A 16130-nucleotide genomic window follows, 5' to 3' on the forward strand; every position below is an offset into this window, starting at 1 on the left:
CAGCGCGGGATCCTTGCGGTAAAGCGAACAGCAGCTAGGTGAAGACGGACGACGGGGGGTCAAGGGGAAGCCTGAGATGACCGGGCCCGATGCCCGACTGTAGGCCTTCATTCTAGCGACCGGGGCGCTCGGCGGAAAGCAGTGGCCGATTCAGGCATCGCGGGCCGGCCCTCCCACGCCCCAGCGTTGATCGAACTGCTCCGCCGTCAGCGGTGGGCTCAGGTAGTTGCCCTGGTAGGCGAGACAGCCCAGGGACTTGAGGAAATCGAGCTGCTCGGCGTTCTCCACGCCTTCGGCGATCACATCCAGCCTGAGGCGTTCGGCGATCGAGAGGATGGCGGCGACGATCGTCTCGTCGTCGGGGTCTCCGGGCACATCGGCGACAAATGACTGGTCGATCTTCAGACACTGAACCGGCAGGCGTGTGAGGTAGGAGAGCGATGAGTAGCCGGTGCCAAAATCGTCCACGGACAGCTGGACACCCAGGCAACGCAGGCCGTGAAGTCGCTCCAGTCCCTCATCGGCATGGCCGATCACGAAGCCCTCGGTGATCTCCAGCTCCAGCCGTGAGGGGGAAAGCCCGCTCTGGCGGAGCGCGGCCCGCACCTCTCCGACGATATCTCCCTGCACCACCTGCAGCCCCGACAGGTTGACCGAGACGCGCAGGGGCAACCCACGCAGCTCCCATTGCCGCGCCTGCTGACAGGCCTCGCGCAGCACCCATCGCCCGACCGCATGGATCAACCCGGCCTCCTCCGCCAGGGCGATGAAGCGGCCCGGGCCGATCACCTCACCCTCCTGAGTCGTCCAGCGCACCAGTGCCTCGGCACCGAACACGCTATTGCCCTCCACCCGCGCCTGGGGCTGGTAGTGGAGTACCAGTTCATTGCGGTCGAGGGCTCGACGCAACCCGGTGTCCATGGCGAAGCGTTCGCGGCTGGCATCGACCAGTTGCTGAGTGAAGAACATCCAGGTGTTGCGCTTGCGTGCCTTAGCACCGTACATGGCGGTATCGGCGTGCTGGATCAATTGTTCGGCGCTGAGCCCATCCCGGGGATAGAGGCTGATGCCGATGGAGGCGCCGATGAAGATTTCGTGCTGATCGATATCGAAGGGCTGCAACAGGACATCGATCAGCTCCTGTGCCACTCGGCCCGCATCAGCGGGATCGTGAAGGCGTTCCATCACCAGCAGGAACTCGTCGCCCCCCAGCCGCCCCAGGGAATCCACCTCTCGCACAGCCTTGACCAGTCGCTGGCCCACGGCCTGCAGCAGGCGATCACCCAGCGGATGGCCCAGGCTGTCGTTGATGTCCTTGAAATGGTCCAGGTCGAGGAACAGGACCGCCAGCCACCCCTCGACTTCCTCGGCGTGTTCCAGCGCCCCGGACAGTCGCTGGAGGAGATAGGTCCGATTGGGCAGGCCGGTCAGCGGATCAAAGTTGGACGACATCCTCAGCTGCTCGGCCTGATCGGTAATGTGCGTCAGCAGTGGATTGATGGTGCGTGCCGTGGCAAAGGCACCGAGCGCCATCAGCACCAGCACGATGATGGCCGGCCAGCGCAGTTCATGGTAGATCGAGCCGAGCAGGTTCCCGTTGGGGACCTGCACCAGCAGCCCCCAGCCGGGGGTGGCCAGCGGCACATGCACCAGCACCGTGCCTCGCCACCCACCCTCGCGACCCAGCCCTGCCTGGCCGCTCCGCAGGGCCTCGCGCATGCGATCGACAAGCCGAGGCAAGGGGTTTGCCAGGGTCAGCGCCCCTTGAGTATCCACCGACAGCAGGGTCTCGTCGGGCGCTCCCAGCAACCACTGCCGGGCCCCCTCACCGAAACGCCCGGCGTCGCCGAGCACCCCGACCACGCCCTGCGGGCTGAAGTAGAGCACGTCGGTGCCAATGCGCCGGTTGTCCTGTGACACGATCGGTGCTGCCACCTCCAGCAGCAGCACACCACCCTCCAGTTCCACCAGTTGCGTGCTGGCGACCTTGGCGGCCTCTGCCCGTTCAGGCCCCGGCAACGGCTCGGGGGTGCGACCGATCACCACCAGCGGGAGGCCCGCCGGGCCCAGCCGAACCAGGCCCATCAGGTCCGAGGAATGCAACATGGCATCCACGAGCCGCGGGGTCGTGAAGGCTACCAGCGAGTCTCGATCCACGGCATTCTGGGCATAGCGTGACAGGTAGCGGCGGATTTCGGTGCGGCTGGTGAACTGCCGGGCCACGTCTCGATAGCCGGCCAGCAGGTGTTCCACGGACTCCGCCTGGGCTGAGGCACTCACCAGGGTGATGGTCTCGATGCCCTGGCGGTGAGCCTGATAGAGCGGCCAGACCGTCGCGAGCCCCACCAGCGTGCCCGTGACCAGAATGCCGAGCATCGCCAGCACGACGATACGCCGCTGGAAGCGCTTCATCATCGAGGTAGGTTCCGAGATTGGTCGTCAGAGGCGACACAGATCAACGAGGTCACTCCCCCGGGATAACGAATCGCCCGAATGTCATGATCAACTACCGGACCGTCGTGCATCCCCCCGCCCTCGATTGCCGATACTCTCGCTATCTCAGTGTGGCCCCAGGCCCCGTAAACGCCAAGCACCAGGAGCCGTCAACGTCTCACTCCTCCTTGAAGACGCCCCGTGCCAGAGTCGGCTCGCTGCTTGACGATGCCGCGAATCGGACGAGGGGCCTATACTGAGGCGAGCCTCTCGGCCATGGAACGCTCGCGTCATCAATGGAGGAAACGGCATGAGAATCATCGGCCTGTTACTGGTCCTGATCCTTATCGGCTACATGATGAAGACCTACCTGGAATCGGCCACCGTCACATCCGTGGACAAGGCCAAGACACTGTCACACCCGCAGGGGACCATCGAGCGGGCCGAGCAGGCGGCAGAGCGGATCAACCAGGATCTGGAGGAGAGGAAAAGACAGCTCGATGCGCCGGGGGGCTGATACCGCCGGGCGGAGGACTCCCCAGGCTCACCCGACGCCATCGAAACCGCTCAACACCTTCACTGCATTGATCCCGATCTCCTCCACCGCATAGCCGCCCTCGAGCAGGAAGACGGTGGGCAGGCCGAGCTGCCCGAGCCGCAGGCCCACATCGGTGAAGTCGTCGCTGGCAAGTCGGAAGGCACTGATGGGGTCGTGCTCATAGGCATCGACCCCGAGCGATACCACCAAGAGCTCGCAGCCGGCCTCGACGATCCGCGTCTTGGCGTCCTCCAGTGCCGTCACCCAGGTGGCATAGCCGGTGCCCGGCGCCATGGGATAGTTGACGGTGAACCCCTCGCCGCTGCCCTCGCCGGTCTCGTCGGCATGCCCGAGGAAGTGTGGGAAGCAATGACGTGGATCGCCATGCAGCGAGAGGAAGAGCACATCGTCGCGAGCATAGAAGATCTGCTGGGTGCCGTTGCCATGATGGAAATCGATATCCAGCACCGCCACCCGCGACCTGCCGGCCGCCAGGGCCCGCTGGGCGGCGATGGCGGCGTTGTTGAAGAAGCAGTAGCCGCCGAACTGGTCGATGGCGGCATGGTGGCCCGGTGGTCGGCACAGGCCGAAGGCGGGCTGACCGGTGGCCAGGACGTGATCCACCGCCGAGAGCGCAACGTCCTTGCTGGCCATGGCGGCCTCGAAGGTCCCCTCGCAAATCGAGGTGTCGGCCCCCAGGGCGTAGTGACCGAGCCGACCGTCGATATGCTCCGGGATAACGCGCCCAGGCATGGTCCGGGTCGGCCAGACCCAGGCGATCGCTTCGCCCTTGCGACCGGCGGCAACCCAGTCGTCCCAGCAGTTTTCGAGGAACTCGACATAGTCCCGGTCATGGATCGCCAGCACCGGGGCGAGCCCGTGTTCGGCCGGCTCGCGAACTTCGCCGAGCCCGCTCTCGAGCACGCGCGCAAGCACCAGCTCTACCCGCTCGGGGCATTCATAGGGCGTCACCAGTAGACCGCCGTCCAGCTCGGTCCGGGCACGGCGGAGCTTGGTCAGTTCACTGTGAAAGGTCAGCATCGCTTTCAGGCATCCTCTTGAGATGGGTGATGGGCAACGACACGGAGAGCCGAGTCGACCGCCATCATGAGGGATACTCCCGCAACAGGTCTCGGCCGCAGGCGCGAATGAAGTCCAACGCACGGGCATGCTTCCAGTCTTCCCGATACACCAGGCCGAAGCTGAAGTCGATCTCCGGGGTGAAGGGCAGTACCACCACCTCTTCCCGCCTGAAGAGCTGATCGGTGGCGGTGATCGGATTCATCACGCTGATCCCGACCCCGTTGGCCACCAGCGAGGTGATGGCCCCGATGTTGGCCTCGGTCTTGCCGGCGATGTGGATGCCGTGAGCGGTAATGAGGTTGAGCAGCGGGTCGGCGCCCACGTTTGGCTGGTTGCTGATCACCAGGGACTGGCCCTTGAGGTCGGCGATGCTCACCTCGCTCTGGTGGCTCAGGGCATGTCCCCTGGGGACCAGGCAGCGCGCATGGGTGGTCAGCCACTCTTCGACACGCAGCAACCGGGAGCTCACCGGCAGCGTCACGAAGCCGATGTCGGCATGGCCGGACTCCACCTCACGGAGCACGTCATGACTCGACATCATGTCGAAACTGATGCTGAAGCCACGGTTGTCCTCCAGCAGCGCGGCGATCAGGCGAGGCACGAAACCGAAGGCAAGGCCCGGAATGGCGGCGATCCTGAGCCTCGAGGTACCGAACTCCTTGAGGGCCAACACGCTGTGGCGCAGTTCCTCGATGTTACCCATCAGCCGCAGGATCTCCTCATAGAGTTCCCGCGCCTCGGGCGTGGCCACCAGGCGGTTCTTCTCGCGCAGGAACAGCTCAAGCCCCAGGTTCTGCTCAAGCTGGGACAGCGAACGGCTGACTCCCGACTGGGTGATGCCCAGCGTTCGTGCCGCCTGGGAGGCGCTGCCCGCCTCGAACAGCGTCTTGAAGATGGCGAGCGCCTTGAGCGAATGGATGTTGACGTCAGGCATGATTAAAAGTCATCAACTTCGTTAAGAACATCATATATTGAAATAATTTGCCGGGGCTACCTAGACTGTCGATATCGACCTACACAACGTCAAGGGACCGACAAGATGACGACCTCCCCCCTGTTCTATCAGGCCGGTCCCGACATGCCGGAAGTCAGTCACGGTCGCGGCGTCTTCCTCTGGGATACCCATGGCAAGGAGTACCTCGACGGCTGCTCCGGCGCCATTTCCTGCAACCTGGGCCATGGCCGCGAGGATATCCGCGACGCCATGCTGGCCCAGCTCGACCGCGTCGCCTTCACCTATCGCACCCAGTTCGAGAACGCGCCCGCCGTGGCACTGGCCCATGCGCTGGTCGAGATGACCGAGGGCGAGTTGGAGAAGGTCTTCTTCGTCTCCAGCGGCTCCGAGGCGGTTGAGTCTGCCCTCAAGCTGGCACGCCAGTACTTCGTTGCCCGAGGCGAGTCGCAACGCCGTCATTTCGTGTCGCTGCGCCCTTCCTACCATGGCAGCACCCTGGGGGCGCTGGGCATCACCGGCTATGAGCCGCTGGAAGCGCCCTTCGTCGACATCACGACCGGCTCCATCAAGGTGCCCGGCCCTGATTTCTATCGCCACCGGGACGCGAATCGCGACGCCCACATCCGACGCGTGCTGGACGAGACCCGGGTGCGCATCGAGGACGCCGGAGGCGACACCATCATTGCCATCGTCGTCGAGCCCGTCGGCGGTGCCAGCACCGGGGCACGCCTGGTCAACAAGACCTACCTGCAAGGCCTGCGTGCGCTGTGCAACGAGTTCGGTTGCCTGCTGATCTTCGACGAGGTGCTGTGCGGCGTGGGTCGGACCGGCAGCTGGTTCGCCTACCAGCAGTGGGGCGTGGCTCCGGACCTGCTGACCACCGCCAAGGGGCTGGGGGCCGGCTACTACCCGGTGGGGGCTCTGCTGGCCCGCGAAGCGGTGGTCGAGACGGTAATGGCCAGCGGCGGCTTCCAGCACGGCCACACCTATGCCGGCAACCCGCTGGCCTGCGCGACCGGCCTCGCCGCCGTCGAGGCGATTCGCCGCGAGCATCTGCTGGATAACGTCAATGCACGGGGCCACCAGCTCCAGCAGGGCCTCGAGACGCTCCGGTCGCGCTATCCCTGGATCGGCGACGTGCGCGGCCTCGGGCTGCTGTGGGGAGTGGAGCTGGTCATGGACCCCGTGGAGAAGACGCCCTTCCCTGCCGCATCCAACCTCTTCGCCAGAGTGACGTCGCTGGCCAAGGAGGAAGGGCTGCTGATCTATCCCCGGCGCACACTGAACGGTCTGGCCGGCGACCACTTCCTGGTCAGCCCGCCCTTCATCATCAGCGAAAGCGAGACCACGCTGCTGCTCGAACGACTCGCCCGCGCCCTGGACCGCCTCGACAGGGAGGTGGTGGCACCGCTGCTCGCCGAACTCGCCGCCTCCACCGCAAACGGCATCACAGGCTGAGACCTCATGACACTGCTCAACCACAAACACGCAACGATCGAGACGGCCATCGCCAGCATCCCCGACGGAGCCTCGATCATGGTCGGCGGCTTCGGTTCGCCGGGCACGCCCTTCGCCCTGCTCGATGAACTGCTGGCCCAGGGCCAGAAACACCTGACGCTAATCAAGAACGACGCCAACGAGCCGGACATCGGCATCGGCAGGCTGATCCGCGCCGGTCGTGTCGACCGTCTGATCACCTCGCACATCGGCCTCAACCGCATCGCCATCGAGGAGATGAACCAGGGCCGCCTGGCCGTGGAGATGCACCCCCAGGGCCTGCTGGCCGAGAAGATCCGCTGTGCCGGCGCCGGCCACTACGGCTTCCTGACCGACATCGGCCTGGGCACCGAGATCGCCGAGGGTCGCCGCGAGATCGAATGCGACGGCCGGACCTGGGCGATCGAGCCTGCCATCCGCGCCGACGTGGCCCTGGTCCATGCCGACCTTGCCGATGCCTACGGCAACCTCGTCTATCGCGGCACCGCCATCAACTTCAACCCGCTGATGGCGATGGCCGCCGACCGGGTGATCGCCCAGGCCTTCCGCGTCGAGGCCCCGGGCTACCTGACGCCGGAGCGCATCCATACGCCCTGTGCCTTCATCAGCCAGATCGTGCGGGTCGATGAGGCCACCAGCGAACAGGGGAGGCGCGCCCATGCCGTCTGACCAGGAAAGGATCCTCGCCCGGGCCGCCCGTGAAGTTGTCCCCGGCCAGATCGTCAACCTCGGCATCGGCCTGCCCACCCTGCTGTTCCATTATCTGCCGCCTGAGATGGAAGTGCTGGTGCATTCCGAGAACGGCGTGCTGGGCTGCCAACCTCTCGTCGCCGGCAGCGAGCCGGACCTCGAGATGATCGACTCGGGCGGGGCCTATATCGGCACGCGCCCTGGCGCCAGCGTCTTCGACAGTGCGCTCTCCTTCGCGATGATCCGGCGCAGCCGGGTGGATGTTACCTTCATGGGTGCCTTCGAGGTCGACCAGCAGGGCAACCTGGCCAACTGGAAGATCCCCGGCAAGTTCTTCCCGGGCATCGGCGGCGCCATGGAACTCGCCCAGAAGGTGGAGACGCTGGTGGTGCTCTGCTCGCACAACGACAAGCATGGCAATTCCAAGATCCTCAGACAGTGTCGCTTGCCCCTCACGGCGCCACATTGCGTCTCGCGTATCATCACCGAGAAGGCGGTGATGCAGGTGACCGCCGCCGGCCTGGAGGTGCTGGACATCGCCGAGGGGCTCGACGTAGCGGCACTGCGCGAGGCCACCGAGGCCGAACTGATCATCGACGAACACCGGCTGGGGAGATTCTGATGCTCGACGCCACCGAAGAACGCATCCTCGCGTGCTGCGAGACCCTGATGGATGACACCCTGGAACTGACCCGCGACCTGGTCCGGGGCTACAGCGTGCTTGGCCAGGAGCAGGGGGTGCTCGCCACCATGGAGCACTGGCTCGAGCGCCTGGACCTGCCGGTGGCGCGTGTGGCCCTCGACGCACCGGGCTTCGCCGACCACCCTCACCGGGCACCGCCCCCCTGGTCCACTGAGGGACGCTACAACCTGGTCTCCCGGCTCAATCCGGCCGTCGACAAGCCCCATCTGGTGCTCAACGGTCACCTGGACGTGGTGCCTGCCGAACCCACCGACATGTGGACAAGGCCCCCCTGGGAACCCTGGGAGCAGGATGGCTGGCTGTATGGCCGCGGTGCCGGGGACATGAAGGCGGGCATCGCCGCCATGGTGATGGCCGTGCAGGCCGTGCGCCAGGCCGGCGTGGAGATCGACTTCCCGCTGACCCTGCAGACCGTGATCGAGGAGGAGTGCACCGGCAACGGTTCCCTGGCCTGCCTGCATCAGGGCTACAGCGGCGATTTCGTGCTGATCCCCGAGCCCTTCGGGGCGCAGATCTACAGCGGCCAGGTCGGGGTGCTGTGGTTTCGCATGCGCCTCGACGGCGTACCGGCCCACGTGCTGGACACCCGCGCCGGCAGCAACGCCATCGAGACCCTGCAGGGCTACCTGCCGGCGTTCAAGGCGCTGGAAGCCGAGATCAACGCCCTGCCCCGTCCCGCGCCCTACGAGGCCCTGGACCATCCCTTCAACCTCAGCATCGGCAAGATCGAGGGCGGCAACTGGGCCTCCAGCGTGCCGGCCCACGCCATCCTCGAGGGGCGGGTCGGCTTCCCGCCGGGCATGCGTCCCGACGAGGTCATGGAGCGCGTTCGCCAGGTGATCGCCGAGCACCATCGGGCGCTGGACGACGCCTCGCCCGCGCCACGGGTCGAGTTCCACGGCTTTCGCTCCGAGGGCCTCCTGGTGGATCTCGAGACCCCCGGCATCCGCCTGTTGTCGCGCTGCCACGAGGACCTGGTCGGCGAGCCGCCGGCCCACTACCTCTCGACCTGCACCACCGACCTGCGCGCCTTCCACGTGTCCGGCGGCATCAACGGCACCTGCTACGGCCCGGTCGCCCAGCGCATCCACGGGGTCGACGAGTGCGTCGAGATCGACTCCATCCGCCGGGTGCTGACCACCTACGCCCTCTTCATTCATCGCTGGGCGCGCCTGAACGAGACCGGGGGGGACGACGCATGAAGGATGCCTACCTGGTCGACTATGCCCGAACCGCCTTCACCCGCGCCCATCCCCGCAAGCCCGAGGTCGACGCCTGGTCGGGCCAGCGCGGCGATGTCCTGCTGGCCAAGGTGATCGACGCCCTGCTGACTCGCAGCGAGCTCGAGGGCGACATCATCGAGGACCTGAGCGTCGGCTGCGCTCTGCCGGTCAAGGAGCAGTGGAGCTTCGGCGGACGCTACCCCCAGTGGCTCTCCCGGCTGGGACTCGGCTGCGCCTCGCGGCAGATCGACCAGCAGTGCGGCTCGAGCCTGGCGGCCCTGCGTGGCACGGTCCGGGAGGTCCAGGTCGGTGCCATCCAGGCCGGCCTGGCCGGCGGCTTCGAGAACATGTCGCGGGTGCCGATGGGCCCGAGCCTGTTCCAGGAGGGCGTGCTGACGGTCCCCGAGGTGCTCAAGGACAACGACGGGCTCGACCTGACCGTGGCCATGAACATGGGGCTGACCGCCGAGCGACTGGCCCGCGAGAGCGGCATCACCCGGGAGGCCATGGATGCCTTCGCCCTGCGCTCCCACCAGCGGGCTGCGCGGGCCGAGCAGGCCGGCTGGTTCGATGGTGAGAGGCTGGCGCTGGCCAACCCGGCCGGCGAGGTGGTGGCTCGCGACGCCAATATCCGCCCCGACACCACGCTGGAACGCCTGGCCGGTCTCGACCCGGCGTTCGTCGAAGGCGGCCAGGTCACCGCCGGTAACAGCTCACCGCTCACCTCAGGCGCCGGCGCGGCAATAGTGATGTCCGAGACCGCCATGGCCCGGCATGGCCTCACGCCGTTAGCCAGAGTCGTCGAAGTGGTCGACTGCGGCGTGATGCCGGAGCGCATGGGCGCAGGGGCGGCAGCCGCCATTGACAGGGTCCTCAGAACGGCAGGCCTGGGCATCGAGGATATCGACGCCTGGGAGATCAACGAGGCGTTCAGCGTGGTGCCGCTCTACGCTATGGAGGCGCTGGGCCTCGACCCCGAACGTGTCAACGTCTTCGGCGGCGCGCTGGCGCTGGGCCATCCCCTGGGTGCCACGGGCATCCGGCTGGCCGGCACCCTGGCGCGCACCCTGCGGCATCAGCAGGGGCGTTACGGCTGTGCGGCCGCCTGCATCGGCGGCGGCCAGGGCATCGCCCTGCTGCTCGAACGAACATGACGCTTCTGGGCTAAACGCCCTGCGTCTCATCCCCATAAGCTACCTTCAGGAGGTGCTTGCCGCACAACGAAGCCTCACCAGAGAACCCGACACAACCCAACAACAAGCAGGTATTGACATGACAAAACACAACAAGCCTTTCCACCGTCCCTTCATCGGCGCACTGGCGCTGCTCGGCGCCCTGTCCCTGGCCAGCCTGCCGGCCCAGGCTCGGGATCTTCCCGAGATCAAGGATGATGTCTTCCAGGTCGCCAACTCCGGCGCCTACCCACCCTTCAGCTTCGTGGATACGGCCGGCAACGTGGTCGGCTTCGATGTGGATATCGCCGAGGCCCTGGCGGAAAAGATGGGGGTCGAGATCAATATCCAGACATCACCCTGGAACGGCATCGTCGCTGCCCTGGCAGGCGGCCGTTTCGACGCCTGTATCTGCAGCATGAGCGCCACCGAGGAACGCCAGAAGGCCGTCGACTTTAGCGACCCCTACTACAGCTCGGGACTCTCCATCTGGGTGCAGGAAGAGACCGATGACGTCTCAAGCATCGCGGACTTCGAAGGCAAGCGAGTGGGCTCGACACTCGGCGAGACAGGCAATCAGTGGGCCACCGAGAAGGCCGAGGGAAGGTGGCGCAATCAGACCTTCCAGGGACTGCCCGACATGCTCAATGGCCTGACCACCGGTCGCATCGACGTCATGGTGGCCGATGATATTCCCGTCTATGTTGCGCTCAACGAGGATGATATCGCCATCAAGCAGGTCGATGTGGGGGACCTCCCTCGCTTCCCGGCCGCCATCGCCGTCCAGAAAGGCTCCCCGCAGCTGCTTGAGGCGCTCAACATGGCGCTGGCCGAGATCCGGGAGGATGGCACCTACCAGGAGATCGTCGACAAGTGGATCGGCCCAGGGGTCGATTTCAACTGAGGAATTCGACCAAGGATTTCAACCAGGGGGATCGACACAGCAGGGCGCAAGCCCTGCTGCCCCCCACCCTTCCTGACAACACGACAACAGGAAAGAAGGGATCATGGACTTCAATCTGATGATCGAGATCGCGCCGCTGCTGGTGAAGGCGGCCTGGGTGACCGTGGACATCTCCGCGCGCGCCCTGTTCTTCGGTTTCTTTATCGCCTCGGTGCTGGTCGCACTGCGAACCTCACGAACCCCGCCCGTTCGCTGGCTGGCCCGCGCCTATATCAGCGTGGTTCGCGGCACGCCCTATTTCGTGCAGCTGCTGCTGGTCTTCTATGGCGGGCCCGCCATCGGCCTGCGCCTGGACCCCTTCACCTGTGGTGTAGTGGTCGGCGCCTTCAATATCGGGGCCTACATGAGCGAAGCCATTCGGGGCGCCATCGAATCGGTAGACAGTGGCCAGAACGAGGCGTCGCGCTCCCTGGGCTTCGGTCGCCTGGAGACCCTTCAACACATCATCCTGCCTCAGGCAGCCGCCCTGATGATCCGCTCGGTCGGAGTGCTGGCCATCATACTGGTCAAGAACTCCTCGCTGGTATCGATCATCTCGGTAGTCGAGCTGACCTATCAGGCCCAGCGGCTGATCGGCTCCACCTACAAGCCCCTGGAAGTCTTCACGCTAAGCGCCCTGATGTACATCGTCATCATCTATGCGGTCATGGGCATCGTGGAGTTCCTGTATCGCCGGGCCACGCGCTACACCTTCCAATAACACTTGCTGGGCGCCTTACCGGGCCACAACAACCAGGATAGCCCCATGGAATTCGACTTCAGCCCCGTCATGGAATACTGGCCCACGCTGCTGCAGGGCGTCGGCGTCACCTTGCTGATCGGCCTGGCAGTCGCCGTGATGTCGGTGATTGGCGGCCAGATCGTGGCGGTCATCACGTTGTATACCCGCAAGATGGTGAACTGGCCGCTGCGCTTCTTCATCTGGCTGTTCATGACCACCCCGCTGCTGCTGCAACTGTATTTCCTGTATTTCGGGATCGGCGAGTGGATACTCATACCGGCGATCATGGTGGGGGTTCTGGGCCTTGGCTTTCACTACATGGCCTATAACGCCGATATCTTCATCGCCACCATCAGGTCAGTCTCGAGCGGCCAGTACGAGGCATCGCGCTCGCTGGGTTTCGGGCACCTGGCCACGCTGTTCTACGTGGTGCTTCCCCAGTCTTTCAATCGCGCCATGCCACAGCTGAGCAACAACATGATCATCATGGTCAAGGATATCTCGGTGCTGTCGGCCATCGGCATCGGCGAGATGGTCTATGTCTCGCAGTACGCCATCAGCGTGACCTTCCGCCCCTTCGAGTTCTACATCACCATCGCCGTCATCTACTACCTGATCAATCTGATGATGGAAGCCGGCCAGACGTGGATAGAGCGTCGTGCCTCCTATCGCAGCTAACGAGGACCTCAAATGAGAGACACAACAGAGACCCCGATGGTCGAGCTCAAGGGGGTCAAGAAACGCTTTGGCGACCTGGAAGTGCTGAAGGGCATCGACTTGAGGGTAGATCGCGGCAGGATCATCTCCATCATCGGCCCGTCAGGCTCGGGCAAGAGCACCTTGCTGCGCTCCGTCAACAACCTGGAGGTGATCGACGAGGGCACTATCCTGCTGGATGGCGTTCAGGTCAATCGTCCCGACCTGAAGGGCCTGGCCTTCGAGAGGCACATCAACCACATCCGCCAGAACATGGGCATGGTGTTTCAGCACTTCAATCTGTTTCCCCACCTTTCGACACTGGAAAACGTGACTCTGGCACCCAGAAAGCTCAAGGGCATGAACACCAGTGATGCCCGGGAGCTGGGCATGGATCTGCTTGAGCGCGTGGGCCTGTCGGACAAGGCGAAGGCTTACCCGAGCGCTCTCTCCGGCGGCCAGAAACAGCGGGTGGCCATCGCCCGGGCGCTGGCCATGCAACCGAAGGTCATGCTCTTCGACGAGGCCACCTCGGCGCTCGACCCCGAACTGGTCGAGGAGGTAAACCAGGTCATGAAGGGGCTGGCCGAGGAGCATATGACCATGCTGATCGTCACCCACGAGATGACGTTCGCGCGCGACGTGTCCGACTGGGCGATGTTCATGGATGGCGGCGTGGTGGTCGAGGAGAACACCCCCGAGCACCTGTTCAGCCATCCCGACCAGGAACGCACCCAAAACTTCCTGCGCAAGCACCTGGGGGCGCAATCCTGAGCAGGCGACCAACCCCGGCTCGCCACCCAACTGGTCGAGCCAGGCGCGCTCCATGGGATTCTGGTCATCGGTGATCGCCACGCCGACCAGGTCCATCTCCCCTGGCGGCATCTTTCAGCGACACGGCATGCTGTGCTCGGGCAGCTGGCACGATCAGGCACACCGGAATGTGGCGTAAAGCGGGAAAAGCGGGAAAAGCGGGAAAAGCGGGAAAAGCGGGAAAAGCAGGAAAAGCAGGAAAAGCAGGAAAAGCAGGAAAAGCAGGAAAAGCAGGAAAAGCAGGACCGAGTATTGGACGAATTCAGGGGAGGAAAAAAGCGGCAGTCCTTAATGGAGGCGGCCCCGACAGCCACATCCCGGCACACGCGTCCACCACTACCGTTGCTCCCTTCCGGGCCTGGCGGGGTTTGCGGTCTAGCGTTGCGGGAGGACCGACGGGGCCACCACAGCATGCGTCTCGGAGACGCCGAACTCGAAGCGGTTCAAGCACTTGTCGAGCGGGACGCACTATACCAATGTCCCTTCCCGCCGACAAGGACGGATACAGGAAGCGGAAGCTTGATTTCTATGTCCAAGACAGGCGTCATAGAGATAATGCCAGCCTGACGACAAGGAGTATGCGTGACGCCACGTGACTTGATAAGCAGCAACGATGTGCCGGCAGCCAACAACAAGCTCTCTGGCCTGCTGAAGAAGCTCGATGAAGCCATCAGCCTGCTCAACGAGGCGCGCGACTTCGACAAGGCGGGCAAGCTGCCCGCAGTGCTGGACAATGCCCGGCGGGTGATGTTGCAGGAAGATGGATGCGAGGCGATCGAGCAGCGCGCCCGCTCCCTGGAGGAAGCGGGAGTCTTTCTCGGCTCCGACTGGGCGACCCCCCAGTACCTCGTACCCTCCCTCACTCCCCATGCACTGAAGAGCCCAGACCCCAATACCGTCGTGATCGAGGCACTCAGTGAACTGCGGCTTCTGGCCGTGGCCAAGGGCGTCTACCTGCACCCGCAAGTCTCGATGGAGCAGGCGCACAATTACCTGACCCAGGTGATGGCCATCAACCTCTGGCTGCTGTTCGGCACCCCCACCGAGGCGGAACGCGAGACCCAGGGACCTCTGGCGCAGTTGCCCAGAAACCTGTTCAGCCGTCTGGCCGAACGCATCGGCTACGAGCACATCATCGACCGCCTGATCGAGGAGATCTGGCGGATCATCGAACAGCGTCCCATCCAGGTGGAACCGGTCAAGCAGATGGTCACCCAGATCGCCATCTGCCAGGCGAACCCCGACATCGACCTCGGTTCCAGCGGCCAGGGTGCCGACCGCCTGGTCAGTTCGCTGTTCGCCCCGACCCGGGCCAGCCGTGAGGACCCGGGCCTTGAGCTCTACCGCGAGCGCCTGTCCAGCATGGACGCCGCTGCCCTTCAGGGCGAAGCCACCGGCTTCGCCCGGGCCATGCACGACACCGGCCTGGTCTCCGCCTACCACCCGGTGCTGCTTCGCCACCTGCTGGACCACAGCGACCACCTGCTGGCAGAAGCGCTGGGGCTCTCGTCCACCGGCCGTGACTGCCTGCTCTGCTACCGCGAACTGGTCCATGCCTTGATCCGCGGAGGCGTCTATCCCTCCACCCCGCAGGCCGCCTATGGCCTGGCGCTGACGCTCGAGCGCGGCATCTTCTATCAGCCGCCGGTGGCCCCGGCCATGTGGCGACAGCTGGGGATGCCCCTGTCGGAATGGTCCCAGGCGTGCCTCAACATGGCCTTCGGTGAGACCGTCTCGCCGCGTGCGCGACTGCTGGAGGGCGTGCTGTGCATGCTGGGCCTGCCGCTGGGTGTGGGTCAGGGCAACAACCCCACCTGCCAGTCGGCACGCGCCCTCTCCATGTGGGCCTACAACGACCCTGACTACCTGCTGCAGATGGTGGCCTGGGCGGCACGTGATGATGACATCATCATCCATTTCGAGGGCATGCCACTCTCCTCGATGGCGAGCCTGTCCGGCGTTGCTCAGTCACTGCCCATGGACCTCGACCCGGTGTCGCTGATCGTGGTGCCTCATCTGGATCGCATCTATGCGGAAATGATCCGGCGCTGCATCGGCCGCCAGGGCGACCCACACCGCTGGGTCAACCCGGAGTTCCACGGCTGGTGGGCGGGTCGCGGCTTCCGCATCAATGTCGACGTGGCTACCGGCAAGCTCCATGAGGTGGATGACTTCCTGCGCCACTTCTATGCCAGCTATCACCCCTTCTACAACGGCAACCAGCCGCTGATCCACCCCCAGCCGGCGGGCATCGCCGTGACCGACAGCGCCGCCCGCTTCATCGGCTGGCACGCCATCACCATCCTGCGAGCCACCCTGGACCCCAATGACGAGATGCGGGTCTACTTCTTCAACCCCAACAATGACAGCGGCCAGGACTGGGGCGACGGCATCAAGGTGAGCACGGCGGATTCCGGCGAGCGCTTCGGCGAGTCCTCCCTGCCCTTCGAGCAGTTCGCCTCGCGCCTCTACATCTACCACTATGATCCGCTGGAACGGGGGGAGCTGGCCAAGATCACCCAGGAGGAGCTGGGCCGGGTGATCGGCTATATCCACCGCAGTTGGGGCGGCGACCGGATACCCACCGTGGACATGCAAGCCGACGAGGGGGTATAGGTCCTCCTGCCGGGCGACTTCCATCG

General features: G+C 64.9%; 14 protein-coding genes and 1 other RNA gene. 11 read left to right on the top strand and 4 right to left on the bottom strand.

Features of this window, described 5'->3' with window-relative positions; all coding sequences use genetic code 11:
- Positions 1-150 precede the first annotated feature (150 nt).
- Positions 151-2415, bottom strand: a complete 2265-nt coding sequence (locus ABE960_RS03405; protein ID WP_349760844.1) for a putative bifunctional diguanylate cyclase/phosphodiesterase — start codon at positions 2413-2415, stop codon at positions 151-153.
- Between the two features lie 328 nt (positions 2416-2743).
- On the opposite strand from ABE960_RS03405, the gene ABE960_RS03410 reads away from it, so the two are divergent.
- On the top strand, positions 2744-2950 hold the full coding sequence (locus ABE960_RS03410; RefSeq protein WP_349760845.1) for a hypothetical protein: 207 nt from the start codon (positions 2744-2746) through the stop codon (positions 2948-2950).
- Between the two features lie 27 nt (positions 2951-2977).
- Here ABE960_RS03410 and ABE960_RS03415 read toward each other — a convergent pair whose 3' ends face one another.
- Positions 2978-4012: a histone deacetylase family protein gene (locus ABE960_RS03415; RefSeq protein ID WP_349760846.1), complete on the bottom strand. Its 1035-nt coding sequence runs from the start codon at positions 4010-4012 to the stop codon at positions 2978-2980.
- A gap of 64 nt (positions 4013-4076) precedes the next feature.
- Positions 4077-4988: a LysR family transcriptional regulator gene (locus tag ABE960_RS03420; protein WP_349760847.1), complete on the bottom strand. Its 912-nt coding sequence runs from the start codon at positions 4986-4988 to the stop codon at positions 4077-4079.
- Between the two features lie 105 nt (positions 4989-5093).
- Here ABE960_RS03420 and ABE960_RS03425 point away from each other — a divergent pair, with 105 nt between their 5' ends.
- The 9 genes from ABE960_RS03425 to ABE960_RS03465 all read left to right on the top strand — a co-directional run bounded on the left by ABE960_RS03425 (position 5094) and on the right by ABE960_RS03465 (position 13449).
- Positions 5094-6467, top strand: a complete 1374-nt coding sequence (locus tag ABE960_RS03425) for an aminotransferase family protein (protein WP_349760848.1) — start codon at positions 5094-5096, stop codon at positions 6465-6467.
- A 6-nt stretch (positions 6468-6473) separates the two neighbouring features.
- On the top strand, positions 6474-7175 hold the full coding sequence (locus ABE960_RS03430) for a CoA transferase subunit A (RefSeq protein WP_349760850.1): 702 nt from the start codon (positions 6474-6476) through the stop codon (positions 7173-7175).
- The gene (locus tag ABE960_RS03435; RefSeq protein WP_349760851.1) at positions 7165-7818 is read left to right on the top strand and encodes a 3-oxoacid CoA-transferase subunit B; all 654 of its coding nucleotides are present in this window, start codon (positions 7165-7167) and stop codon (positions 7816-7818) included. The genes ABE960_RS03430 and ABE960_RS03435 overlap by 11 nt, the downstream gene beginning before the upstream one ends.
- On the top strand, positions 7818-9101 hold the full coding sequence (locus ABE960_RS03440; RefSeq protein ID WP_349760852.1) for an ArgE/DapE family deacylase: 1284 nt from the start codon (positions 7818-7820) through the stop codon (positions 9099-9101). The genes ABE960_RS03435 and ABE960_RS03440 overlap by 1 nt, the downstream gene beginning before the upstream one ends.
- Entirely contained in the window at positions 9098-10276 is a 1179-nt protein-coding gene (locus ABE960_RS03445; RefSeq protein WP_349760853.1) for an acetyl-CoA C-acyltransferase, read from the top strand. Before ABE960_RS03440 ends, ABE960_RS03445 begins: the two co-directional genes overlap by 4 nt.
- Positions 10277-10394: 118 nt before the next feature.
- Positions 10395-11198 carry a transporter substrate-binding domain-containing protein gene (locus ABE960_RS03450; protein WP_349760854.1) on the top strand — a complete coding sequence of 268 codons (804 nt, stop codon included), beginning with the start codon at positions 10395-10397 and terminating at the stop codon, positions 11196-11198.
- A gap of 103 nt (positions 11199-11301) precedes the next feature.
- Positions 11302-11958: an amino acid ABC transporter permease gene (locus tag ABE960_RS03455; protein WP_349760855.1), complete on the top strand. Its 657-nt coding sequence runs from the start codon at positions 11302-11304 to the stop codon at positions 11956-11958.
- 45 nt (positions 11959-12003) lie between these two features.
- Positions 12004-12657, top strand: coding sequence for an amino acid ABC transporter permease (locus tag ABE960_RS03460; protein WP_349760856.1), 654 nt, complete (start codon positions 12004-12006; stop codon positions 12655-12657).
- 12 nt (positions 12658-12669) lie between these two features.
- A complete protein-coding gene (locus ABE960_RS03465) occupies positions 12670-13449 on the top strand; it encodes an amino acid ABC transporter ATP-binding protein (RefSeq protein ID WP_432765331.1) in 780 nt (259 codons plus the stop codon).
- Between the two features lie 340 nt (positions 13450-13789).
- Here the strand turns inward: ABE960_RS03465 and ffs are convergent.
- Positions 13790-13886, bottom strand: an RNA gene (gene ffs, locus ABE960_RS03470) — signal recognition particle sRNA small type.
- A gap of 184 nt (positions 13887-14070) precedes the next feature.
- On the opposite strand from ffs, the gene ABE960_RS03475 reads away from it, so the two are divergent.
- Positions 14071-16104 carry a hypothetical protein gene (locus tag ABE960_RS03475; RefSeq protein WP_349760857.1) on the top strand — a complete coding sequence of 678 codons (2034 nt, stop codon included), beginning with the start codon at positions 14071-14073 and terminating at the stop codon, positions 16102-16104.
- Positions 16105-16130: the final 26 nt, after the last annotated feature.

Origin of the sequence: Halomonas aquatica (assembly GCF_040196335.1) — a bacterium.
Classification (GTDB): domain Bacteria; phylum Pseudomonadota; class Gammaproteobacteria; order Pseudomonadales; family Halomonadaceae; genus Halomonas; species Halomonas aquatica.